Source organism: Capnocytophaga leadbetteri (genome assembly GCF_003054025.1).
Classification (GTDB): Bacteria; Bacteroidota; Bacteroidia; order Flavobacteriales; family Flavobacteriaceae; genus Capnocytophaga; species Capnocytophaga leadbetteri.
On the sequence record NZ_QBKG01000001.1, the window covers coordinates 268,094 to 290,468 of the forward strand.

The following is a 22,375-nucleotide window of genomic DNA, read 5'->3' on the forward strand; positions in this document are numbered from 1 at the left end:
AAAATGACGCCTAAAAAGACCCCTTCAGACTCACGTACCATAATGACAGATTTGGTACTGCCCGGTGAAACCAATCACCTAAAAGCTATGTTTGGTGGTGAATTATTAGCTCGTATGGACAGAGCTGCTAGTATTGCCTCGCAAAGGCACTCTAATCGCGCAACTGTAACTGTATCAGTAAACCACGTAGCTTTCACCCATAGTATTAGGGTAGGAAGTGTAGTGACAGTAGAGGCAGCTATCTCGCGCGCTTTTTCTACCTCAATGGAGGTGTATATAGATGTGTGGATGGAGAATATGTTTGGTGAGCGCATTAAAGCTACTGAAGCTATCTACTCATTTGTAGCAGTAGATGAGAATGGTAGACCGGTGAAGATACCAGAGCTTGTTCCTGAAACGGCTTTAGAAAAAGAACGTTATAAAGAGGCCTTGCAGCGCCGACAGCTGAGCTTAGTATTAGCAGGGAAATTAAGTCCGCATGATGCTACTGAGCTAAAAGCTCTTTTTACTGAGCTCGAAAACGGAAAATAAAAACAAGATAGAGCGGAACCGCCTTCGTGGCGGTTTTTCTTATAAAACCTACTTATAAATATGACCTTATCTGAAGAAAATTACTTAAAAACTATTTTTCTCCTTTACGATGAACGCAAAACAGAGGTTACAACCACTGCTATAGCTGATTTGCTCTATACTAAGGCCTCATCGGTGACTGATATGCTAAAAAAGTTGTCAGATAAAGGGTTAATAAACTATAGGAAGTACCAAGGGGTAACGCTTACTCCAAAAGGAACACAAAAAGCTATACAAATAGTGAGGAAACATCGCCTTTGGGAGGTTTTCTTAGTAGAAAAACTCAACTTCTCTTGGGATGAGGTGCACGAAATAGCAGAAGAGCTGGAACATATACAATCTGACAAACTTATCTCTCGACTTGATGCCTTTCTCGGCTTTCCTGAAAGAGACCCTCACGGAGACCCTATTCCTAATGAGCAAGGGGTTTTTAGTACTACTATTAAAACCCTATTAAGCGAACTAAATGATGGTGATAAAGGGGTATGTATAGCGGTTAAAAACACTTCAAAAGAGTTTTTGGTGTACCTTAACAAGGTAGGTATTGCTTTAGAAAATGAAATAGAAATCATTAGTAAAGAACCTTTTGACAACTCGATGACTGTGCTGGTAAACGATCAGAAAGTGAACCTTTCGGCTATAGTGTGTAGGAATATATATGTAGCAGGCATAGGAGGAAGAAATAAAGAAATAAAATCATAAAATAAATATTGGAAAAGATTTATGAAAAAGAGTAGTGTAAAAAAACTCGGTATATTATGTGCTGTTTTATTCTTGCTGATAAGCGGGTATTTCTTGTACCGATATTTTAGCAAACTGCGTTTTGAAGAGGTAACTATTGAGCGCAGTACAGACGACTGCGAGGACGACTGTCTATCAGTCAGTTTGAACTATCTGCACTGCAAAGGTAATAGTGAGTTTGCCCGAAACTTCAACAAAGAGATTGAAACTCAAGTGGCTAACTTTTTGTTAAGCAATGACGACGATACGCTACAAGTTGATATCAGTATAGAAAAAGCTTTGGAGAATTTTATGAGTGACTATAACAATATACACGAACATTTTCCTGAAATTCCGGCGTATGAGCTTATCCTCAGCGATAGTATTATGTGGCAGAACTCTAAAATGTTAACCTTAGTATCTAATCGTTATTCTTTCACAGGAGGGGCTAATGCTGTACAAAGTAAGGTGTTCACTCATTTTGCTTTGGATAATGGAGAGGTTATCACCAATGAAAATCTTTTTACTGATGAGGCTAAAGTAACTGCTATAGCTGAGAAATATTTCAAGCAAACACAAGAAGCCTCAGTGATTGAAGTTCTTGATGACAAAGGATTTGGCTTTGACGGTAATGGTTTTCATCTTCCGAAGAGTATGGGTATATCGGCAGATTACTTGATACTATTTTATGAGCCTTTTGAGATAGCCTCATATATGGATGCGGCTTTTGAGGTAAAAGTACCTATGAAAGAGATTATGCCATATTTGACATTTAAAGAAGATTAGTAAATAAGATGAACATAAAAGACGAATTAACATCACTATACAACAGTTTATTAGAGAAAAATGAGGTAGAGGGATTGGCTTTCTTGGCTGAACGCTTTGCTGGTGAGATAGTATTCTCTACCAGTTTTGGACTGGAAGACCAAGTTATTACCCATTTAATTCTTGATAACCACATTCCGATTAGTATTTTCACCCTTGATACAGGGCGACTTTTCAATGAGACCTATTCGGTATGGGAAAGTACTGATGAACGCTATAATACACATATCACCCCATACTATCCTAATACCCAAGCTATTGAGAAGTATGTAAATGACAATGGTCCTCTATCTTTTTACAAATCCGTAGACTTACGCAAAGAGTGTTGCCACATACGCAAAGTAGAACCTCTTAGTAGGGCTCTTGCGGGCAAGAAAGTATGGGTAACAGGCTTACGTGCAGAGCAATCGAATGCACGCAAAGATTTGCCTATATTAGAGTGGGATGATACCTATCACTTGTATAAATACAATCCTTTGTTGCATTGGACTTTTGAAGAGACTCAGGCCTTTATCAAGCAGCACAATATACCTTATAATGTACTACACGACAAAGGTTTTGTGAGTATAGGTTGCGCCCCTTGTACTCGTGCAATAAAAGAAGGTGAAGACTTTAGAGCAGGGCGCTGGTGGTGGGAAAGCAACAGCAAGAAAGAATGCGGTTTGCACGAGCACAAATAACCGCTATCATAAGAAACAGAAAAACAACATTTTAAAATACTTTAGCTTATGAACTTTTTTAAAATATTATTAGCTACGATTTTAGGTTTCTTTATCTCTTTAGGAGTATTCTTTATCTTATTCCTTATTGCTATTTCAGTGATGATGAGTTCAGTAGGAGCTTCAAAAGGAGAGGAAATAACTGTAGAAGATAATACAGTGTTAGAATTAGACTTTCAGGAGCCACTAACAGATTTTTCGGAGCAGGTGTATTTTGAGGACTTTAACTATACGTCGGAATCGTTTAATGGACTTAATTCTATTCTACAAGCTATAGAAATAGCTAAAACAGACCCTCATATTAAAGGGATTAGCCTAAAGAGTACAGGCAACCTTAGCGGAATAGCATTTGCCCAAGAGTTACGCCGTGCTTTAGAGGATTTTAAGACCTCTGGTAAGTTCGTTTTGGCGTATAATGATGAAATATCACAGCTAGACTACTATTTACAAAGCGTAGCTGACAAAGTATATATCAGTCAGTTAGGGAATGTAAACTTGCGAGGGCTCTCTTCTGAAATCTTCTTCTATAAAGATTTACAAGAAAAAACGGGACTTCGGATGGAGGTAATACGACATGGCAAGTACAAGAGTGCTGTTGAACCTTTCCTAGAAAACAAAATGAGTGATAACAACCGACTACAAACTACAGAGTTACTCAATGCTATGTGGAATGTGTTAGTAACTGATATTGCTAAGAGCAGAAATTTATCTGTAGAGAAGCTTAATGAAATAGCTACGAATGTAGATGGGCGTACGGCAGAGCTTGCTCAACAAAACGGATTGATAGACGGGGTGCTTTTCAGAGATGAGTTTGAGAAAATACTTTGCGAAAAGGTAGAGAAGAAAGAGATAGATGATGTGAACTTCATTGGTATAGAAGACTATGCTGAAAGCGTGCTAAAAGGTAAGATGAGCAAGGAGAAAGATAAGATAGCCGTGATTTATGCTAATGGTGAGATAATGCAGGGAGAAGGCAACCAAGGTATTGTAGGACACGAAACTATCATAGCTGCGCTTCGCAAGGCTGTAAAGGATAAAGAGATAAAAGCTATCGTATTGCGCATCAACTCACCTGGGGGTGATGCTTTGGCTTCAGAGTTAATGCACCGCGAGATAGCCCTTGCCAGAAAACAAAAGAAAGTATATGTGTCAATGGGTAACTATGCAGCCTCAGGTGGTTACTATATAGCTTGCAATGCAGAGCGTATTTTTGCTGAGGCAGGAAGTATTACAGGCTCTATAGGTGTGTTTGGTGCTCTTCCTAATGCTAGTGTATTAGCCAAAAACTGGGGAGTGAATGCTGAAACGGTTAGCACTCACCCTAACGCAATGCAGTATAGTTATTTCCAGAAGCCTTCAGAACATTTTATGAAAGAGATGACTGAATCGGTAGAGCAGATATACAAAGTATTTTTAAGCAGAGTAGCTGAGGGACGCGGCAAGACAGTAGCCGAAATAGACTCTATAGCCCAAGGAAGGGTATGGAGTGGAAAAGAAGCTCTGGCCAAAGGCTTAGTAGATGAACTCGGTTCGCTAAATGATGCCATAGCTTATGCTGCTAAAGAGAACGGGTTGGAGAATTACCGCGTTGTGTCATATCCACATTACAAAATGGATATGAAAAAATTACTACTCCGCTACGGACTAAGATTGAAAAATGAAAATCTACAACAAGAGTTGGGTAGAGAGGCTTATCAAGTGTACCAACAAATTAAACACATTAGTAATCAACGAGGTATACAAGCGCGCTTAGAGTATGATTTGATTGTGAAATAGTTACGACTTTTAACAGAAGATTAACAGTGTAATACTTGCGTAATATATTTAGAATGACTACATTTGTACAGTGAAATTCTAAAAAGATAAAGTTATGAAACGCGCAATGTTTGAGTATACGAAGATGATTTTATCAAAAGTGAGCTTTAACCCTAACCTATTTTACAAAGAGCTACAAAAAGGAATTGACAGATTGCTCCCATATGAAGTAGAGGAGTTGAAAGTTTGGCTTGAAGCCTACACTAAAAATAAGCCAGAGCTACTAAAGAGCCGAGTGCTTATGGATAAATGATACAAACTGAGGCTATCCACTAATAGATAGCCTCATTTTTTATTTTCAAAACAATAGTAATAATGAAAGAAATTAGTAGCACCCAAAATCCCCTTATAAAGAAAATATTTACGTTAAGTGAAAAAGCTCGTATGCGCAAGAAAGAAGGTTTATGTGTAATAGAGGGCGCACGAGAGGTACGATTAGCTATACAAGGTGGTTATGATATAGAAACATTGCTATTTCAGCCTGAAATTTTTAATGAAGAAGCCTTACAACAGTTATTAGCTCTCTATATAAAACCTATAGAGGTAATACGTCTGAGCAAAGAGGTATATGAAAAGCTTAGTTACCGCAGTTCTACAGAAGGGCTTATTGCAGTAGCTAAGACGCACCCTCATACTTTAGAAGCCTTAGCTCTTAGAGAACGCTCTATATTATTAGTAGCTGAAGCTCCTGAGAAACCTGGCAATATAGGAGCTATGTTGCGCACTGCTGATGCAGCTAATATAGAAGGAGTTATTATAGCTAATCCAAAAACGGATTTATACAATCCTAATATCATACGCGCCAGTGTGGGGTGTGTATTTACGGTACCGATAGCTGTGGGTAGTACTACTGAGGTGATAGACTATCTAAAAAAGAAAGATTTTAATATCTATTGTGCGGCACTTTCTGCTTCTAAACCCTACTACGAAGTGCCTTTTGCCGAAAAGAACACTGCTATAGTGGTAGGTACCGAAGATGAGGGACTTACCCAAGAATGGCTTGAAAACAGCACACAGAATATCATTATTCCGATGGAAGGCGTAATAGACTCTATGAATGTGTCAGTAGCAGCTGCAGTGCTTATCTTCGAGGCAAAGAAAATGAGGCTAACTGCTAAAAAATAAAACCTTATTTTTTCACAGCCATCTGCGTACTTTTAGGCAATAGTTTTGGTATTCATCACCAAATTTTTGTCTTAGTACACGTTCTTCTGGAATAATTTGAAAACGAGTCATATAAGCTATAAATAATAAGACTCCTAACCAAGGTAGAAGATAAGATAACCATATTGCCCAAGATACAAGGCAACAAGCTAATCCTACATACATAGGATTACGGCTTAATTTGTATATTCCTCCTGAAACAAAATGCGTAGCTTCCGATGGCTCAAGAGGATTGATAGTAGTCCTTGCTTTATAGAAACTCCAAATGCCTGCAATCCCTGCTCCTATGCCTATCAAAGCTATTACTATGGCTGCTATCGGTAGGCGTGGCAATGCTACAAAAGGTAATACATAAGCAATACTCTTCATTATCAGTGCACAAATAAGCCATACTACGGCAGGTGGAATTTTAAGTTCTAAATTCTTCATTTGTAAATCTCCTATACTGATTTTCATTGCAAAAATAGTAATATTTCACAAATTATTAGTAGCTTTGCAGTATAATTTGAATTGAATGAATACACTAAGAAAAGAACTACGCCCCGATTTTGCAACAGCAGAAAAGCTGTACCCACTTGTACTAAAACGCTTGGAAGACTACGAAGCCTTTTGGGATGCCCAAAGTGAAGATACTCCCGAAGAAGTATTTGACAAAGAATACAAGGCAATGGAGCAATACCTCAGTAAACTCACGGGCAAAGACCTTTCCGATACTTGGCTATGGGAATGGTGGGAAGGCAATGGTATTGAGGTTTTTGCCTTTGATTTGGCAATGCCCGACCCTGTAAAGCATAACAACCTCACTCGTGAAGATATCGCTGCTTTTGTTCGTATCATCATAGACAATGAATTTGAGTGCGAAAACGATTTTCAGGAGAAGTTTATGCCTTATATGTTCTACGCACATCAGTACTTTTATAAGTTTTTAGCACTCAACTGTCCGCATTTTGACCCTACTGTGTTCAATACCACCAAGGATAAAAAAGGCAAGTATCACGAGCCTACTGTGGAGGAGGTAATGGAGAAAATATGGAAATAACCTAACACTTAAATAGCTAAACAAATGGAAACAAATCGTATTAAAGGAAAAATAGCTTTTATCTCGGGCGCCAGTAGCGGGATAGGTAAAGCAGTAGCCGAAAAATTGGCGCAAATGGGCGTAAACCTCATTCTTTGTGCGCGCCGTGCTGAGGTGTTGCCTGAATTGAAAAACCAACTTGAAAAAGAACACGCTATAGAGGTCATTACCTTAGCTTTCGACGTGAGAAACTACCAAGAGGTGGCGAAAAATATCCAATCCTTACCCGAAAAATGGCAACAAATAGATATCCTCATCAACAATGCAGGCTTAGCAATAGGATTGCAACACCTCCATACCTACGCGATAGAAGATATAGACCAGATGATCGACACCAATATCAAAGGGTTTACCTATATCGCCAACAGTGTGATTCCGCTAATGATTGCCACTGGCAAGGTGGGAACGATAGTGAATGTAGGGTCGGTAGCGGGAGAAATAGCCTACCCTAATGGCAGTATTTATTGCGCGACCAAGTTTGCCGTAAGAGCCCTCAGCGATGCAATGCGCATAGAGCTAATGGATAAAAATATAAAGGTAACCAACGTAAAACCAGGGTTGGTAGAGACCAATTTCAGCAAGGTGCGTTTCAAGGGCGACCAGCAGAAAGCAGATAATGTATACAAAGGCATCACGCCCCTATATGCCGAAGATATTGCCGATACTATCGCCTATATCGTCAATCTGCCCGACAAAATTCAAATCACCGATATTACCGTCACCCCCCTCCACCAAGCTGATGCTATTCACGTTCACAAATTAGCAGATTAGCTAATTTACTAATTTCCTCCTTATGTTAAAAGCCTTAGACTTTGATAATGAATTAATAAATCTTATTGAAAAGGAAATGGACTCAATGCGAAAGAAATTCAAAAATAAAATTGAAAAGATTCCTTTTTGGCAGTTAGAAAGTATTTTTCCTAAAAACAAAAAATATTCTTCGCAAGAGGAATATATTAATGATATATTAGCTAACTATGAAAAAGAAGACTTTATATATCAAATTCTTGACAAGGACATATCTATTCTAAAGAACAATGAAAAACGAGATTTGAATATTTTTTCTATTTGTCCTAGAGCTTTAGAAGGAAAAGGCTTTTCAGAAAATCAAATTGAAGAGTTTTATAATTTTGTTGATAAGGCAAGATTATTGATGAATTTTAAAGGTTAAAAAGTAACATATATAATTTAAAAACCTTAGAAAATAAGAAGAATAAAAGTATAAAGCTTAAGAAACAATGAACATCTTAAAAACCTTAGAACAACAATACCAATTTCAATATCCTGAACTATATCATCGGCTTTATGCTGAGCAAATGCTCGATATAGGCGAATATGCTTCACTTTGGAGTAAAGAAGTATATCCCCGCTTGAAAAATCACCCTCCACTCTTTTTGTACAGCGGTGATTTTGAGTTGATTCCACTTGCTAATATTGCCGAAACTATCGAAGAACTCAACGGCGAGGACAGTTGGTTCAACATCAATCCCGATTACCTTTTTATCCCTTTTGGAGAAACAGGGGGTGGTGATTATTATTGCTTTTTGTACGACCAAAACGCTCCTAAACCCACTCCTCCTATAGTCTTGCTACAACACGATTCTGACGAGGCTGAACTATTAGCAAACACCCTCGAAGACTTCTTTTTCTATGAGATGCTCAACTCGGTGAACGATATATACGAGGGGTCACTCGTACGCAGTGAAGGTGATTTCTACGAGAATATCACCCGCCTACTACAAAGTCACCTGCCTTATATAAGCAACGAGGCGCAACGGCAAGTAATACAAGATGTTTACAGCCGGAAACTCACCGATTTCACACGTGTGTTGCCACGTTCTACCCAAACCTATCAAGGATTATTATCCGATGAAGAATTGGAGCAACTTCTTCAGCAATATATTCCCATAACAAGCGAAAAGACCTTTGTATATACAACTGAAAATGAAGTAGAAAGTACCCTTCCGCGATATATAGACGGAACGCTCTATGTAAGGGTAAGTCCTATCCCTGCCAAAAACGACAAAGTGTATGATGCCCTCAAAGCCCTCAATTGGCGACAAAACAAAGCCGTTACCGATCGCTTAGAGTACAGCAAGAAAATGCAATTGTACTACAACGACCAGTATGGCGTTCCGTGGGAAGAGTATATTTTAGGCGCTTTCAAAGAGCGTATTGAGGCGCTTAAGAAATTCCCCAATGTAACCGTAACTTTTGAAGAAACAAACAATGACTAAACAAGAAAAAGATTTCAGCGACCTCTCTCAAAAACTCCTCACCACTACCGATGGCAGTGAGTATCACGAATTGGTAAGAAAAATAGTAAAGAAGTACGGCGAGAAAATGCGTCAAGAAACCTTACAAACCTTAGTACGAGCAGTAAAAGAAAGCAAAATGAGCCACGCTCGCGACTTTGTAATCGCACGTATCTCGAAACTTGTGACCGAAAACGACACGGAGCTCGCGCCTTTCTTCTACGAAATGATAACCAAAGGTTTACCCTATTGGGCTTTTAGCGGACTGCTGAAAGTAGAGGGCGACAAGTGCTATCCTTTTTTGGTAGACTACTTGCAAAAGGAGGATAGCAAAGAAAATAAAGGCTGTGCTATCATCGCCTTAGCCGAGCATAGCGGACAGCCTTTTAATAACGACCTCCCCTCCGACCCTGCTTATTGGCAAGCCTTGCCTATGGAAAAAGTACTTGAATGGCAGGCGCAAGGTTACCCAAGAAAACAAGCACACAGCGAGTTTCCTTTTTTGCTACAAAATCCACAAACCGACTTAGAAAAGGCAATGGCTAAAATAGAACAGGTTTTAGCAAAAGAGAGAGCGTTTTGGCACGTAAAATCATATCAATACAACCGCGCTATTTTGGAAGTCCCCGAAAAGCAAGTTATCAACAATATTAAAGCGCGTTGGCAGCTACCTATAGTTTACCTCACTTTCTTAGAGCGCTTTTCGCCTGCCGATGATGCTTTCCTCAAGGGCATCAATCTGTATGGCGCTAATACTTTAATAGCACATCAATGCGGTTATGCTTTCAGTAGCCCCGATGATGAACTCTTCCCCGATTGGAAAGCCTATTGGCTCGTAATCGCCGATAAAGATGCCGACCCTTATATACTCGACCTTTCCAAAAGTGACGGCAACGATGCGCCTATCTACAAAGCTCCCCACGGTGCAGGTCAGTGGAAATGGCGCAAAGTCGCGGGAAGTTTCTTAGAATTTTTAGAGAAATTAAGCTAATGAATTATATATATTATGGAAGAAATAATACTTTTAGAACTTTCTAAACAGATAAGAGATCAAGGGTACGACGCCACTCCAGATTTGCCTAATCTTATGATACGAATAGGCGACAAAATGCGTATAGAGCTTGATCCTATCACTATCACCCCCGATATTCATAAAAGTGTGTTGCCAATGCATATAGGCACTTATTTAGAGGATGGATTTTTCCCACAAGGAATTTTGGATAATATAGCAGGTTTTGGTGATACCGATGAAGAAAAGATAGATTCATTCATAGAAAATTACCTTTCTACTACATTCCAAACCATCATCAATAGTTTGGGTTGCCTTTTTGATAAAGGTTGTGATATTTATCGGGACAATTATCATTGGCATACCTCTATAGGTAACCTATATTTGTTAGGAAAATGGCAAACGCCTCCCAATGAAAGAGATTTCTACAACCTTTTGATAGACATTCTGCCTCAAAAATTCACTACCGAATACCGTATCCAGTCGCTAAAATGTTTTGTAGCACGTACAAAAAGCGGATATGTAACCGAATGTTTGTTAAACAATGAAGATTGGGACGAAGGAGCAGAACGCCTGCGTCAATACGCCCAAAGTTGGCAAGACGAAGCCTCATTCCTATCTATAAAACAAATACTGATATTCCGCCTTTGCGACGAAATACACAATGAACCTATATCATAATAACCTTTTAAAAATCAACTGTTACACCTAATTTTTCAGCAATAATACGATTGATATAGGCTGAAAGAGCAGGTATTTTTACACTTTCTAATACTGTGTTAGCAAAAGCATAGGTAAGTAGGGCAGAGGCTTCTTTTTTGCCTATTCCGCGCGTTTGCAGATAGAACAAAGAATCTGCACTAAGCGAACCTACCGTACAGCCGTGCGAGCACTTTACATCATCAGCAAAGATTTCTAACTGAGGCTTGGTGTATACTGTTGCCTTGTCAGAAAGGAGGATATTGTCGTTTTGCTGATAAGCATTCGTTTTCTGGGCAATTTGCTCTACCATTATCTTGCCGTTGAACACATTGGTAGCTTCATCACTTACAATACTCTTGTAATCCTGATGACTCTCACAATTAGGATAAGCGTGGTTTACTAATGTATAGTGGTCAGTATGCTGACTTCCTTGCAAAATGCTTAACCCTTTAAGGGTAGATTCTAAATGTTCCCCTTGGTGATAGAAGTTCAAGTTATTACGAGTAAGTTCACCACCAAACGAGAAAGTATGCACACTAGCGTGACTGTTTGCCTCTTGCGAAATATAGGTATTATCAATCAGAGAAGCTGTTAAGCGGTCGTTTTGCAATTTGTAATAGTCGAGGAAAGCCTCTTTGGCTACAAATATTTCAGTAACAGCATTGGTAAGAATAGCCGTAGCGGTATTTGATATGTTTTGATGTATCTCAATTACTTTTAGCTGAGCATTTTCGCCTACGGCAATAATATTGCGTGGCTGATAGCAAGTGGTTTCGCCTCTATCATTAAAATACAGCAATTGTATAGGCTTATCTACCACTTTCCCCTTAGGAACTTCTATATATATCCCCTCAGAGGCAAAAGCGGTGTTAAGAGCTGTAAATACATCACCTTTCTCGGTAGTTGTATTGAAATATTTGCTGATAAACGCCTCTCTGCCTTTGTGCAAAGCCTCTAATAGGGGCGTAATGGTAATGCCTGCTATCTCTTTGCTCGACATTTCAGCACAATAAAAACCATTTACAAATACCACAGAGTAACAATCTTTGATACTGTATTTGTGTAGCACTTCTGCTGAAAGGGTTGCTTTTTCATTTACGGGCTGCCACAAGCTGTAGTCTGTAGCTTGCAATTTGCTCAGCGAGGTGTATTTCCACGCTTCTATCTTCTTATGAGGGAAGCCTTTTTCGGCAAAGAAACTAAGGGCTTCCTTGCGAATGTCTTTTAGTATATCGTCTTTATGTGGGAATGCTTCGAAGGCAGTAACCCATTTTTCTTTTAAATTCATCTTCTTAATCTTTTAGTGCGAGCCACACAGGCTGTCAATTTGCTAATGAGCCATTGGCTAATATTCTAATTTACTAATGAGCCAATGGTATATGGCATTGCGTTCACTATCTACTTCCATATAGGAGGCTATCAGCTGACCGTTGTGGTAGTGGAGTTCGTCGATATCACTTACTAAAAACTCTTCTACCTCATCTTTATAAGGTTCAAAACCTTTGAAAATGATTTCGTCTTCCACTGTGAGGGTACTGACATCAAAAATGTAATGCCGATTGCAATACATATCAGTAATCAGTATTTTGTCACCTTTGAAAGGTTGTGCTACGGCTCCCCAATCCTCGGAGAAATGGTGCTTTTTGAGTGTTTTTAGCGATGGATAACTCATTACATAAAGCTCTGCCTCGTAGAAATTGGTGAATACAGCTTCTTTTTCATTGAGCATACAGCAGAAATCTACATCATTAGGCAATTGTTTGGCTACTTTTAGTTTTTCGTTTTCAAAAGATAGCAGATAGCTCATACAACCATCTTGTCCGCCATAGAAAGTGATAACCACCTTATTATTAGGCAATGCTTTCAGCTCTATATTAGCATCGTAGATTTCGTCGTCCATAGGCATAGACGCCAAAGCCTTCCCTTGCAGGTCATACACCCATATGGTGATGTGTTCAGCATCGTGGCGCTGGGCAAGCCAAATTTGCTGGCGTTCTATCGCTAATAAAGCTCCCACAATAGGTTTATTGATTTCCCAAAGCAGTTCTTTTTCAAAAGTGTAGAGAGAAAATCCTTCTGACTTATTGCATACGCCTATTTGCTGATGTTTATAGTTGATAGCAAAGATGTCTTTTCTTTTTAAGAACTGAAATGCCTCAGGCAACAAAGGGTTTGTTGAGCTTTTTATGTAATCAGTAATTACCATACTAATTTGCTAATTATTTCAGCCAATCATAGCCTTTTGCTTCCAATTCTAAGGCGAGGCTTTTATCGCCTGTTTTTACGATTTTACCGTCAGAAAGCACGTGTACATAATCAGGGACGATATAGTCTAAAAGGCGCTGGTAGTGGGTAATCACAAGCACAGCGTTGTTTTCATTTTTGAGTTTGTTTACCCCATTGGCCACAATGCGGAGGGCATCGATGTCGAGTCCTGAGTCGGTTTCGTCAAGAATAGCTACTTTAGGCTCGAGCATTGCCATTTGGAAGATTTCGTTGCGTTTCTTCTCACCGCCTGAAAACCCTTGATTGAGAGAGCGCGAAAGAAAATCAGGATTGATTTCTAAAAGGGCTGCTTTCTCGCGTATTTTTTTGAGGAGCTCGGCAGCAGGCATATCGGGCAGTCCTTGTGCTTTGCGACTCTCATTGATAGCTGTTTTGATAAAGTTAGTTACCGATATACCAGGGATTTCTACAGGATATTGAAAAGACATAAAGATACCTTTATGAGCGCGCTCTTCAGGGGCATCTTCTAACAGACTCTCACCATTGAGCAGTATATCACCCTCTGTTACCTCGAAGTTTTCGTTGCCTGAAATTACCGAAGAGAGCGTTGATTTGCCCGCCCCATTCGGTCCCATAATGGCGTGCACTTCACCAGCTTTTATTTCTAAGTCAATCCCCTTAAGGATTTCTTTGCCATCCACACCAGCGTGGAGATTTTTTATTATTAACATTTTAATTGAGTTTATAATTTATTGAATTTTTTAAAGTATTCATCTATTTTATCGTGAAACCAAAAGATAATTTCTTTGTTAATTATTAGCTGAAGAGTTAGTAACTTCATTTGTGTTTAATAATTCTTCAATTTTAGGTATGAATCCTTTTGCTGCTATATATAGGTTATATATTTCTTCTGGAGTTTTATTATCATAAGAATATGAAGCAAAATCACTATGAGCTAATATGTTCCTAATATGTCCTATCTCTAAAAAAGCATTTTTACTTGTGTCAAAATTAGTATTTTCATTTATAATAGAAGTTACTTTTGTTTTAAAGCCTTCACCAAATAGACTCAAAAAAGAATTGATGCTTTTTCCAGGTTTATTAGGATCATCCTTTTCGCCCCAACTAAATAATGTGTGGTATCTTAAGTTAATAGCTTGTTTTTCTAAGAAACTAACTAATTCTTTATTATTATTAGTGACATTTATTACATATCTTTTAAGCATTTCAGTCATCTCTTTTTCAAAAAAACTTGCACAAGATAATAACAACACTTTTCGGATAGTTTTGTTGTAATCACTTAAAGAAGAAATTTCCTGCCTACTCATCAATATATCTCGAATAGCAGAAATTTCATCCCATAATATATCAACTGAGGTCTTGTTCTCTTCCATTACCTAATAATATTCTTTTAGCAATTTCACTTCTTTTTTGTGTGTTATCTACACTTGTAGTTCTTTGAGAATATGCCTTTATAAACTCTTCATCTTTTTTTAAAGAGTCTATTTTTGCTTTCTCTGTATGTGAAATTTTAGAAGCATCCTTTTCTTTATAGGCGTTTTCACATAAAGTAGTAAAAACAGCTTCATAGACAGAAATATTAAATCTGTTGTTGCTTGTCCAAAAGATTTTACTATCTCCCAAAGAATTTATATGTGAAATAAAATGGTTAAAAATACTTTCTAACAATTCATTTTCTTCGTCACTATTTCCTTTTGCTTTAAAAGAAAAAACATTTAAGAATTTTGTCATACTTGGTTTATAGTTTTCTCTATCTATAAGCATTGCAAAACCACGTAAAAGTATTTCAACCTCCTTCATATTAATATCTAGAGTTTTTGTTGATAACAAATTCCTCCACTCATCTTTCATATTCAACTTATACAATGATTCATAGAAGTTAGAATGATACAGACTTGTTCTTATTTCTTGAGGCTTTAAATTAACGCCTCCTGTATTAAGTCTATTGAAAATTTCAAAAACTACATTCTTACCCTCTTCGCCAGAAGCTGATGATTTAATTATCATGAGTCGAATTGTTTTTAGATTAAAAGAGGTTTTATCTAAATCTTCTAATGTTGAATAATTTTTCTCATTAAATTTATTAGATTTATTAGGAATCTGTTCGGGTAAATCTAGTTTGAAATCTGTAAAATAGTCATTGTTCGATAGTATATTGTCAGGAATACTTCCTTTCTCATCAAATATTTTTCTCAACTCAATGCGTTTTTTCATTATAGGAAATCTTTTTTTAATAAAATAGTAAATAGTCATTAATCTTTGTTGTCCATCGATAACTAAAAAACTATTTTTCTCTTCCTCAAAAAGAAATATTTGAGGTATAGGAATTCCTATCAAAAGAGATTCAATTAATTTAGAAGCTCTTTTAATATCCCAAACATAGTTTCTTTGAAAGCCAGGGATTTTAATAACTCCTGACTCCATAAAATCAAAGATAGTTTTTACATTAAAATCATTAGGTGAGGCAGAAATATTATACTCTGCTATTGAAGATGAATTATTTTCTAATTCATCTTGCTCATAATCTCCATCGAAAATGGGTTCATTATATTCACTCATTATTCTTTTATTTTTGTAGTTCACCAAAGTTTATTTCCTCAAAAATAGTATTATACACCATATCTATCCCTTCACATAATCCCCATTCTAACCTGTCTTTTACTAACTGAAGCTCTTCATCAGTAAGTCTTCTGCCTAATTTCTCTTCAGCCCAATATTGAGTGTCTCCTATAGTTATGAGAAATAATGGTTTATCTTCTTCCATAACTTTAATTTTAGGGTGCAAAGGTCGGATATTATTTTGAATTATACAAATTTAGGTGTTAGTCGTTAGTCTTTAGTCGTTAGAAGGGGTACTAACTAACTACTAAAGACTGATAACTAACTACTAATAATTAATTACTTACTAAAACTATTGTTTTCTTTGTCTGTATCTACGCTTTTGTTTTCGGGGTCGAGGGCGATGCTCTTTATGTCTTCTAAAGGCATATCAAGTGTAAAGGTGTAAGTAGGATTGCCCCAGCCCCAAGCGGGTAATACGGTACGCGGATACGCTGGATAGGTGTTTGGCTTCTCGGCATAAGTCATTCGCAAAGGTACGTATACATAGCGTATGTTGTCTGCCTTGTCAGTTACCCAAAGGTCGATAGAAAGTGGCAGTCTGCCTACGCGTTTAAGGGTTACTTCTGTTTTATTGCCTTTGCCCTCTACCTTGCTGATAGCATAGTCGGCAGTATGGTCAGTCTCCATAAATTCGTTGAGGAACCACTGTAGCTGCATACCCGATACTTTTTCGGCTATACGTATAAAATCATTAGGCGTTGGGTTCTTGAAAGCGTACTCGTTGTAATAACGTTTCAGTGTTTTCTGTAGCGCCTCATTGCCCATTAGGTAATCTAACTGAGTAAGGAATAACAGCCCCTTGTAGTAAGCCGTTACTGAGTAAGCGTAGTTAGTTGCAAAACGGTCAGAGTGAGTGATAGTAGGCTCTTGAAAACCTGATTTTACTAACCCGAAATATCCCTTATAAGCACTTTCGAATGGGTTAGCCGTCTTTTTGGTTTTTAGGATTTGATGCTCGGCAAGGTATTCTATATACGAGGTAAAACCTTCGTCCATCCAAGGATAAGCAGCCTCATCGGTGGCGAGTAGGTGCTGAAACCACGCGTGCGCGAGTTCATGTGCTGCGGTGCCTACTAAGCGTTCGTACTTTTCGCCTCCTACCATAAGGGTACACATAGCGTATTCCATACCGCCATCACCCCCTTGAATAAATGAATACTGAGGCCAAGGGTATTTGCCTACCAGTTGGTTGTAATAGTCGAAAACCTTAAGCATTGGCTCTTGTATCTGTTTCCAAGTGTCTTTGTACTTTTTGTAGATAAAGTGAATGGTCTTGCCGTCAGCCAGTTGGTGCTTATCGTGTATGTACTGAGGGTCAGCTGCCCAAGTGAAATCGTGCACGCGCTCTGCGATAAAGTGCCACGTTTTGGTAGCCGACTTGGTAGTAGGTACTTTCACGCCCTTATCTTCATAGCCAAAACCTATTTCGTTAGGATTTTGCAGTACCCCTGAAGCGCCTACAAGGTAAGTCTTATCGAGGGTGATTTTCACATCGAAGTTACCCCATACGCCGTAAAACTCACGACCTAAGTACTCGGTGGTATGCCAACCTTTGTGGTCGTAAGCTACCATTTTAGGGTACCATTGCGCCATAGAGAGGGCTACTCCATCAGGACTGTTGCGCCCTGCACGGCGAATCATTACCGGCACTTGTCCTTCAAAATCTAAACCTAATACCGTACGGCTATGCGGTAGTATCGGGTTAGGCAGGGTAACTTTTAGTATAGTACTTTCGTGCGATATAGTAGCGGGGACACCGTCTTGGGTGAGCTTTTTCACGCGTAGGTAGCCAATTTCATCGGGGGTGAGTTTAGCAATTCTGCTTTCGTATATAGGGCGTTGGGGGGTACCTACGTTAGTCGCCATACGTCCGTCGGGGTCGGGTAGGGTTTGCAGGTTAGCGTCCATTTCGCTGTTGGGTTGGAAAGCGTTGAAGTAAAGGTGAAAAAACACCGTAGTAAGGGTGTCGGGTGAGTTGTTGATATAGGTAACTTTCTGTACGCCTTTGTACTGAAAGTTTTTGACGTTCATCGTTACGTTCATCTGGTAGTCAGCCTGTTGCTGCCAATGATTATCTTGCGCTTGAGCCGAAAGAGCGAGCGCTAAGCCGCAAATAGCGAGGATACTTTTCTTCATTGTTCTTTATATTGAATTCGTTTTGAGGGCAAAGATACTAAAGAATTAGCAAATTAGCAAATTAGAGGGGAGTAGTAAAAAAAACTTTGCCAAAAGTATATAGTGCGTTGAGCTATAACCTTTGGCAAAGATAATGTAAAAACCTATTAAAAAGTAAAGATGTTTACTTTTCTAACTTGATGGTAAGTACAGGGGTATCGGAGTGGTTAACGAGGTCGCTACTGATACTGCCGTTGAAGAAGTGAGCGATACCTTTGCGCCCGTTAGGGAACATACAGATAAGGTCTATCTTGTTTTCTTTCACGTAGTTGAGTATACCTGTTTCTACCCTAATATCATTATACACGTGGGTTTCGAAATGCTGATGAGCGTGTTCGGCTTCATTGAGGAACTCTTTCATACGATGATTGATTTCGTGAGTGGTGAGGAACTGGTATGGAGTATTGACATACACCAAATCAATCTTGGCGTTGAAGAGCTTAGCAAATTTTACAGCTTTCTCGAAAGGTTTTAAGAAGCGTTTAGAGAAGTCGCAACCGAACATAATGTGCTTAATCTTTAGTTTTTCGTGCGGATTTTTGATAACCAATACCGGAACAGTGGCAGAGCGGATTACCTTTTCGGCATTAGAGCCTATAAATAGTTCCTTAGCCCCAGAGGCACCATTAGAGCCCATAAACACAAGGTCGATATTGAATTTTTTCACTATCTCGCCTACTGCTTCAGGGAGTGGCGATGTTTCTACCAAGTCGATGATTTCTACTCCTATTTCTAACTCTTTATGCAGGTCGGCAAAACGCTGCTTGGTGAGGTTGAGGAAGTACATCGCTTCGGGCACAGATACTTGGCTTTCGGTCATCAAACGCAAAGGTAACTCGATGGCGTGTAGCAAGTATATTTTAGATTTGTGTTGCTTAGCTAAGCCTATGGCTACGTGTAAAGAGGCAATAGACTTTTCAGAAAAATCGGTGGTTACTAAGATGTTTTTCATAAGACTCTATTTTTTAGTTATTAATTTCGTGGTAAAGGTACGACTTATTTTTATAACTTCCAAATTTTTTCTAATTTATTTTTTTCTATTCTTTTGGTAATTGATAGATATTTGTACTTCGGCTGTTTTTTTGTTTATCCTATATCGTTCCTATATCGTTCCTGTATCGTTTGTATATAGGAGGTAAAGGGGAGGGGGCTATAGTATGTTTTTCTGCTTTTTGTGGGAAAGAGAAAATAAAAAGTTTGAGGTGTCAAAGTATTTTCATATATTTGCACTCTGAAAATTAATGTATTATGGAATTATTTAAGGGACAAAGCCTCTTAAAAATACTGGGATAATGTGAAAATAATTCTTGAAGAAAGAGAAGTAGAAGAATCTAATTGGAATAACAAAAATATAGGAGAAACAAAATGGACTGGAAAATTATAATACTTTTTTTAATAGTAACTTTTAATAGCTATAGTCAAAAGATAGAAGATTATACAATTTTTAAAGACGGCGAAGTTTATATTAACTTCCGTAGATACATACAAAAAATGATGCCTCAGATAGATGCTGAATTAGAAAAATACAGCTATAAAAAACCTACTGAGGAGCACTATAAGAAAGTAATACACTCTTTTATCAATAAAGATCTACTACCGCAAAATATAGTGGTGTTGAATGATGATCTCAATCCATACATTGCTATCCAAGATAAGAGAATCATATATACAGAAGGAGATGAAGTAGATGTAGATGGACTTATATTATTTCACCTTAATCAGTATCTCTTCTATAAAGACCTAAAGTCCTTAGAATGGCTAAAAGATAATCATGCAGATATGTTATCAAATTTTGTAGTTACTTTTGGTGTTTATAGAGATAAAACACTACTAAAATGGTATCTTGATGAAAATATTAATAATGAAACTGGCATACAGGTGTTATTTTATTATCGGAAGAATACGCGCGAATTTATAAGAAAAGAGATGGTGTTAGCGGTCGATAAAATGTTACGAGGGACTCCTAACGAACACGATTTTGCTATTAATGCAGCGAAATACTATGTTCAAAGATATTCTCACGACTTCGATAACCCCAAGGAAATAATTGATTTCTTATTTAATTCTTCAAGAGGTTATTATATAGAAGATCCTGATGGATACTCTAATATAAGGGCGGATAAGAGTACTTCTTCTAAAATTTTAGGTAAAGTAAAATCAGGCGAAAAAATAGATGTATTAGATGATACAAGCAATTGGTATCTGATAAAAACTAAAGAAGGATTAAAAGGATATGTACACAAAAGTAGAATAAAAATTAAATAATTGAGGTGTCAATTAGTATGTAGCTAAATAGACACCTCAAATAAAAAGTTTTGTGTGTTTCAAAAAAAAGTAGTACTTTTGCAGCGATATAAAAAAGAGAAAGGCAGCAAGAAGTTGGGAGCTCCTGCTGCCTGCCCGTTAATATCTGATTTTAAATAAGAATTTCTTTTTAGAAATCTGTATTAAGATAAAAACGGGTTTGAATCTAAATCGTATCTTTAAATTCATACTTTCCTCTTTATTTATCACAAAACACCTGCCCGTTTTGCATAGGCACCTTTGACTTTCAAAGGTGTTGCAAAAGTAAGGGATGCTAATGATTTTAGCAAAATTTTAACATTAGAAATTAGGGTTGCTTACTGTTGTGAGCAACCTTTTTTCTGTTTTTTCTTGTTATTTCAAAAAAACTTCGTATCTTTGCACCGAATTTTAACTGTTGGAGGGGACGTTTGAGTCCCCTCTTTTTATAGAAAATGAATTTTAAAGACCAAGTTAAAGCCTTAGTAGACAAAGCCTTAGAAGCTACTCCGACGCTGTTTCTCACTGATCTGAAAGTGTCGGCTGACAACGCTATCACCGTGGTAATTGACGGCGATAACGGGGTGGGAATTGACGATTGTATCGCCTTAAGTAGGGCTGTAGAAGCGCCTTTGGATGCTGAAGGGGCTGATTTTTCGTTAGAAGTAACTTCGTTTGGGGCTACTGAACCTTTTGTGCTACCTCGTCAGTACGCTAAAAATGTGGGTAGAACTGTGCAGATAACCATTACCGATGGCAAAGTGCAAGAAGGGGTGCTAAAAGGTGAAACAGACGGAGTGGTAATCCTTGAAACTGAAACACGCGAGCCTAAACCTGTAGGCAAAGGCAAAATAACAGTGAAAAAAGAACATTCTTTTGCCTTATCAGATATAAAAGAAGCTAAAGTAATCATTAAATTTTAATTGAACGTATATGAATAGTCTTGAATTAATCGAATCTTTCTCGGAGTTTAAAGATGACAAACTGATTAACCGCGAAACCCTTATGGCTATTTTGGAAGAGGTTTTTCGCAATACCCTAAAAAAGAAATACGGCTCTGACGATAATTTCGACATCATTATTAACCCCGATAAAGGCGACCTACAAATATTCAGAAACCGCATAGTGGTAGAAGATGGTGCTGTGACCAATGACAACCAAGAAATTGCGCTATCGGTAGCTAGAAAAATAGAACCTGACTTTGAAGTAGGTGAAGATGTTTCAGAAGAAATTAAAATTAATGACCTTGGTAGACGTGCTATCTTGGCACTACGCCAAAACTTGATTTCTAAAATTCACGAATACGACAGCACCACTATTTACCGTAGGTTTAAAGACCTTATCGGACAGATAGTAGTAGCTGAAATTCACCATATTAGACACAAAGCTATCATCTTATTAGACGATGAGGGCAATGAGATTATTCTTCCTAAGGAAAAGCAAATCCCTTCGGATTTCTTTAAGAAAGGGGAACACGTGCGCGGTATTATAGAATCGGTAGAACTTAAGAGTACGAAGCCTACTATTATTATGTCGCGTACCTCGCCTATTTTCTTGCAACGCCTTTTTGAGCAAGAAATTCCTGAGATTGCCGATGGTATCATCACGGTGAATAAGGTGGTGCGTATACCTGGTGAAAAGGCTAAAGTGACGGTTGATTCGTTTGACGAGCGCATCGATGCTGTAGGGGCTTGCGTAGGGGTACGCGGGGCTCGTATACACGGTATCGTACGCGAGTTGGGCAATGAGAATATAGATGTGATTCCGTTTACGAACAACGTTTCGCTGCTTATTACTCGTGCTTTGGCTCCTGCGCACGTAACTTCGGTTACCCTTAATGAAGAAGAGAAACGCGCTGATGTGTTCCTGCCTAATGAAGAGGTATCGAAAGCGATTGGTAAGTCGGGGTACAATATACGCTTGGCAAGTCAGCTAACTGGCTATGAGATAGATGTGTATCGCGAAGGAATTACCGATGAGGATATAGAACTCACTGAGTTTGACGATGAAATAGAGGGGTGGATAATAGAGCAATTGCACAATGCAGGGCTTGATACTGCTAAGAGTGTATTGGAGCTTACCCCTGAAGAGCTAATGACGCGTACTGACCTTGAAGAGGAAACTGTAAAGGAAATACAACGTGTATTGGCTGAAGAATTTGAATAATATTGCGAGATGGGCAGTGCCTATT

The 22,375-nt window shown here is 38.2% G+C and carries 25 protein-coding genes; 16 read left to right on the forward strand and 9 right to left on the reverse strand.

What is annotated here, in order from left to right; genetic code table 11:
• Window positions 1–3: 3 nt before the first annotated feature.
• From C8P65_RS01415 to C8P65_RS01445, 7 genes are all read left to right on the forward strand, one after another.
• Window positions 4–531: an acyl-CoA thioesterase gene (locus C8P65_RS01415; protein ID WP_034539338.1), complete on the forward strand. Its 528-nt coding sequence runs from the start codon at window positions 4–6 to the stop codon at window positions 529–531.
• Window positions 532–591: 60 nt separating this feature from the next.
• Window positions 592–1,272: a metal-dependent transcriptional regulator gene (locus tag C8P65_RS01420; protein WP_107780673.1), complete on the forward strand. Its 681-nt coding sequence runs from the start codon at window positions 592–594 to the stop codon at window positions 1,270–1,272.
• A gap of 21 nt (window positions 1,273–1,293) precedes the next feature.
• Window positions 1,294–2,076 (forward strand): DUF3298 and DUF4163 domain-containing protein, encoded by a 783-nt coding sequence (locus C8P65_RS01425; RefSeq protein WP_107780675.1) that lies wholly within the window; start codon window positions 1,294–1,296, stop codon window positions 2,074–2,076.
• 14 nt (window positions 2,077–2,090) lie between these two features.
• A complete protein-coding gene (locus tag C8P65_RS01430) occupies window positions 2,091–2,795 on the forward strand; it encodes a phosphoadenylyl-sulfate reductase (protein ID WP_107781132.1) in 705 nt (234 codons plus the stop codon).
• A 48-nt stretch (window positions 2,796–2,843) separates the two neighbouring features.
• Window positions 2,844–4,610: a signal peptide peptidase SppA gene (sppA, locus tag C8P65_RS01435; RefSeq protein WP_107780677.1), complete on the forward strand. Its 1,767-nt coding sequence runs from the start codon at window positions 2,844–2,846 to the stop codon at window positions 4,608–4,610.
• A gap of 94 nt (window positions 4,611–4,704) precedes the next feature.
• A complete protein-coding gene (locus tag C8P65_RS01440; protein ID WP_107780679.1) occupies window positions 4,705–4,902 on the forward strand; it encodes a hypothetical protein in 198 nt (65 codons plus the stop codon).
• Window positions 4,903–4,964: 62 nt separating this feature from the next.
• Window positions 4,965–5,774 carry a TrmH family RNA methyltransferase gene (locus C8P65_RS01445; protein WP_107780681.1) on the forward strand — a complete coding sequence of 270 codons (810 nt, stop codon included), beginning with the start codon at window positions 4,965–4,967 and terminating at the stop codon, window positions 5,772–5,774.
• 12 nt (window positions 5,775–5,786) lie between these two features.
• Here the strand turns inward: C8P65_RS01445 and C8P65_RS01450 are convergent, their stop codons facing one another.
• Window positions 5,787–6,269, reverse strand: coding sequence for a methyltransferase family protein (locus tag C8P65_RS01450; RefSeq protein ID WP_245887269.1), 483 nt, complete (start codon window positions 6,267–6,269; stop codon window positions 5,787–5,789).
• Window positions 6,270–6,327: 58 nt separating this feature from the next.
• Between C8P65_RS01450 and C8P65_RS01455 the strand changes: the two genes are divergently transcribed.
• The 6 genes from C8P65_RS01455 to C8P65_RS01480 all read left to right on the forward strand — a co-directional run bounded on the left by C8P65_RS01455 (window position 6,328) and on the right by C8P65_RS01480 (window position 10,836).
• Window positions 6,328–6,852 carry a hypothetical protein gene (locus tag C8P65_RS01455; protein WP_107780683.1) on the forward strand — a complete coding sequence of 175 codons (525 nt, stop codon included), beginning with the start codon at window positions 6,328–6,330 and terminating at the stop codon, window positions 6,850–6,852.
• Between the two features lie 24 nt (window positions 6,853–6,876).
• On the forward strand, window positions 6,877–7,662 hold the full coding sequence (locus C8P65_RS01460) for an SDR family NAD(P)-dependent oxidoreductase (protein WP_107780685.1): 786 nt from the start codon (window positions 6,877–6,879) through the stop codon (window positions 7,660–7,662).
• 22 nt (window positions 7,663–7,684) lie between these two features.
• Window positions 7,685–8,062: a hypothetical protein gene (locus tag C8P65_RS01465; RefSeq protein ID WP_088595122.1), complete on the forward strand. Its 378-nt coding sequence runs from the start codon at window positions 7,685–7,687 to the stop codon at window positions 8,060–8,062.
• Window positions 8,063–8,129: 67 nt separating this feature from the next.
• Complete coding sequence (locus C8P65_RS01470) at window positions 8,130–9,128, forward strand: SMI1/KNR4 family protein (protein ID WP_245887270.1); 999 nt, start codon at window positions 8,130–8,132, stop codon at window positions 9,126–9,128.
• Window positions 9,121–10,137, forward strand: coding sequence for an SMI1/KNR4 family protein (locus tag C8P65_RS01475; RefSeq protein ID WP_107780687.1), 1,017 nt, complete (start codon window positions 9,121–9,123; stop codon window positions 10,135–10,137). The genes C8P65_RS01470 and C8P65_RS01475 overlap by 8 nt, the downstream gene beginning before the upstream one ends.
• A 15-nt stretch (window positions 10,138–10,152) precedes the next feature.
• Window positions 10,153–10,836 (forward strand): DUF6348 family protein, encoded by a 684-nt coding sequence (locus C8P65_RS01480; protein ID WP_107780689.1) that lies wholly within the window; start codon window positions 10,153–10,155, stop codon window positions 10,834–10,836.
• 7 nt (window positions 10,837–10,843) lie between these two features.
• Here the strand turns inward: C8P65_RS01480 and sufD are convergent, their stop codons facing one another.
• The 8 genes from sufD to C8P65_RS01520 all read right to left on the reverse strand — a co-directional run bounded on the left by sufD (window position 10,844) and on the right by C8P65_RS01520 (window position 18,853).
• Entirely contained in the window at window positions 10,844–12,145 is a 1,302-nt protein-coding gene (gene sufD, locus C8P65_RS01485) for a Fe-S cluster assembly protein SufD (RefSeq protein WP_107780691.1), read from the reverse strand.
• A gap of 57 nt (window positions 12,146–12,202) precedes the next feature.
• Window positions 12,203–13,063, reverse strand: coding sequence for a hypothetical protein (locus C8P65_RS01490; RefSeq protein ID WP_107780693.1), 861 nt, complete (start codon window positions 13,061–13,063; stop codon window positions 12,203–12,205).
• A 13-nt stretch (window positions 13,064–13,076) separates the two neighbouring features.
• A complete protein-coding gene (sufC, locus tag C8P65_RS01495) occupies window positions 13,077–13,814 on the reverse strand; it encodes a Fe-S cluster assembly ATPase SufC (protein ID WP_107780695.1) in 738 nt (245 codons plus the stop codon).
• 78 nt (window positions 13,815–13,892) lie between these two features.
• Entirely contained in the window at window positions 13,893–14,477 is a 585-nt protein-coding gene (locus tag C8P65_RS01500; RefSeq protein WP_107780697.1) for a HEPN domain-containing protein, read from the reverse strand.
• Entirely contained in the window at window positions 14,452–15,663 is a 1,212-nt protein-coding gene (locus tag C8P65_RS01505; protein ID WP_245887272.1) for a GmrSD restriction endonuclease domain-containing protein, read from the reverse strand. The genes C8P65_RS01500 and C8P65_RS01505 overlap by 26 nt, the downstream gene beginning before the upstream one ends.
• Before the next feature lie 7 nt (window positions 15,664–15,670).
• Window positions 15,671–15,868 (reverse strand): hypothetical protein, encoded by a 198-nt coding sequence (locus C8P65_RS01510; protein WP_107780699.1) that lies wholly within the window; start codon window positions 15,866–15,868, stop codon window positions 15,671–15,673.
• Between the two features lie 134 nt (window positions 15,869–16,002).
• A complete protein-coding gene (locus C8P65_RS01515; RefSeq protein ID WP_107780701.1) occupies window positions 16,003–17,862 on the reverse strand; it encodes a M1 family metallopeptidase in 1,860 nt (619 codons plus the stop codon).
• A 163-nt stretch (window positions 17,863–18,025) separates the two neighbouring features.
• A complete protein-coding gene (locus tag C8P65_RS01520; protein WP_107780703.1) occupies window positions 18,026–18,853 on the reverse strand; it encodes a universal stress protein in 828 nt (275 codons plus the stop codon).
• Window positions 18,854–19,266: 413 nt separating this feature from the next.
• On the opposite strand from C8P65_RS01520, the gene C8P65_RS01525 reads away from it, so the two are divergent.
• The 3 genes from C8P65_RS01525 to nusA all read left to right on the forward strand — a co-directional run bounded on the left by C8P65_RS01525 (window position 19,267) and on the right by nusA (window position 22,350).
• Window positions 19,267–20,166, forward strand: coding sequence for an SH3 domain-containing protein (locus C8P65_RS01525; RefSeq protein ID WP_107780704.1), 900 nt, complete (start codon window positions 19,267–19,269; stop codon window positions 20,164–20,166).
• A gap of 473 nt (window positions 20,167–20,639) precedes the next feature.
• The gene (rimP, locus tag C8P65_RS01535) at window positions 20,640–21,107 is read left to right on the forward strand and encodes a ribosome assembly cofactor RimP (RefSeq protein WP_107780706.1); all 468 of its coding nucleotides are present in this window, start codon (window positions 20,640–20,642) and stop codon (window positions 21,105–21,107) included.
• 10 nt (window positions 21,108–21,117) lie between these two features.
• Window positions 21,118–22,350 carry a transcription termination factor NusA gene (gene nusA, locus C8P65_RS01540; protein WP_107780708.1) on the forward strand — a complete coding sequence of 411 codons (1,233 nt, stop codon included), beginning with the start codon at window positions 21,118–21,120 and terminating at the stop codon, window positions 22,348–22,350.
• Window positions 22,351–22,375 lie beyond the last annotated feature (25 nt).

Bases quoted from the DNA above. Each gene is read 5' to 3' on its own strand.
- C8P65_RS01470 (WP_245887270.1), top strand. From the start codon at position 8,130: ATGAACATCTTAAAAACCTTAGAACAACAATACCAATTTCAATATCCT.
- C8P65_RS01525 (WP_107780704.1), top strand. From the start codon at position 19,267: ATGGACTGGAAAATTATAATACTTTTTTTAATAGTAACTTTTAATAGC.
- C8P65_RS01480 (WP_107780689.1), top strand. From the start codon at position 10,153: ATGGAAGAAATAATACTTTTAGAACTTTCTAAACAGATAAGAGATCAA.
- C8P65_RS01490 (WP_107780693.1), bottom strand. From the start codon at position 13,063: ATGGTAATTACTGATTACATAAAAAGCTCAACAAACCCTTTGTTGCCT.
- C8P65_RS01460 (WP_107780685.1), top strand. From the start codon at position 6,877: ATGGAAACAAATCGTATTAAAGGAAAAATAGCTTTTATCTCGGGCGCC.
- C8P65_RS01505 (WP_245887272.1), bottom strand. From the start codon at position 15,663: ATGAGTGAATATAATGAACCCATTTTCGATGGAGATTATGAGCAAGAT.
- C8P65_RS01415 (WP_034539338.1), top strand. From the start codon at position 4: ATGACGCCTAAAAAGACCCCTTCAGACTCACGTACCATAATGACAGAT.
- C8P65_RS01420 (WP_107780673.1), top strand. From the start codon at position 592: ATGACCTTATCTGAAGAAAATTACTTAAAAACTATTTTTCTCCTTTAC.
- C8P65_RS01510 (WP_107780699.1), bottom strand. From the start codon at position 15,868: ATGGAAGAAGATAAACCATTATTTCTCATAACTATAGGAGACACTCAA.
- C8P65_RS01515 (WP_107780701.1), bottom strand. From the start codon at position 17,862: ATGAAGAAAAGTATCCTCGCTATTTGCGGCTTAGCGCTCGCTCTTTCG.
- rimP (WP_107780706.1), top strand. From the start codon at position 20,640: ATGAATTTTAAAGACCAAGTTAAAGCCTTAGTAGACAAAGCCTTAGAA.
- C8P65_RS01445 (WP_107780681.1), top strand. From the start codon at position 4,965: ATGAAAGAAATTAGTAGCACCCAAAATCCCCTTATAAAGAAAATATTT.
- C8P65_RS01465 (WP_088595122.1), top strand. From the start codon at position 7,685: ATGTTAAAAGCCTTAGACTTTGATAATGAATTAATAAATCTTATTGAA.
- sppA (WP_107780677.1), top strand. From the start codon at position 2,844: ATGAACTTTTTTAAAATATTATTAGCTACGATTTTAGGTTTCTTTATC.
- C8P65_RS01455 (WP_107780683.1), top strand. From the start codon at position 6,328: ATGAATACACTAAGAAAAGAACTACGCCCCGATTTTGCAACAGCAGAA.
- C8P65_RS01425 (WP_107780675.1), top strand. From the start codon at position 1,294: ATGAAAAAGAGTAGTGTAAAAAAACTCGGTATATTATGTGCTGTTTTA.
- C8P65_RS01475 (WP_107780687.1), top strand. From the start codon at position 9,121: ATGACTAAACAAGAAAAAGATTTCAGCGACCTCTCTCAAAAACTCCTC.
- C8P65_RS01450 (WP_245887269.1), bottom strand. From the start codon at position 6,269: ATGAAAATCAGTATAGGAGATTTACAAATGAAGAATTTAGAACTTAAA.
- sufC (WP_107780695.1), bottom strand. From the start codon at position 13,814: ATGTTAATAATAAAAAATCTCCACGCTGGTGTGGATGGCAAAGAAATC.
- C8P65_RS01520 (WP_107780703.1), bottom strand. From the start codon at position 18,853: ATGAAAAACATCTTAGTAACCACCGATTTTTCTGAAAAGTCTATTGCC.
- C8P65_RS01440 (WP_107780679.1), top strand. From the start codon at position 4,705: ATGAAACGCGCAATGTTTGAGTATACGAAGATGATTTTATCAAAAGTG.
- C8P65_RS01500 (WP_107780697.1), bottom strand. From the start codon at position 14,477: ATGGAAGAGAACAAGACCTCAGTTGATATATTATGGGATGAAATTTCT.
- nusA (WP_107780708.1), top strand. From the start codon at position 21,118: ATGAATAGTCTTGAATTAATCGAATCTTTCTCGGAGTTTAAAGATGAC.
- sufD (WP_107780691.1), bottom strand. From the start codon at position 12,145: ATGAATTTAAAAGAAAAATGGGTTACTGCCTTCGAAGCATTCCCACAT.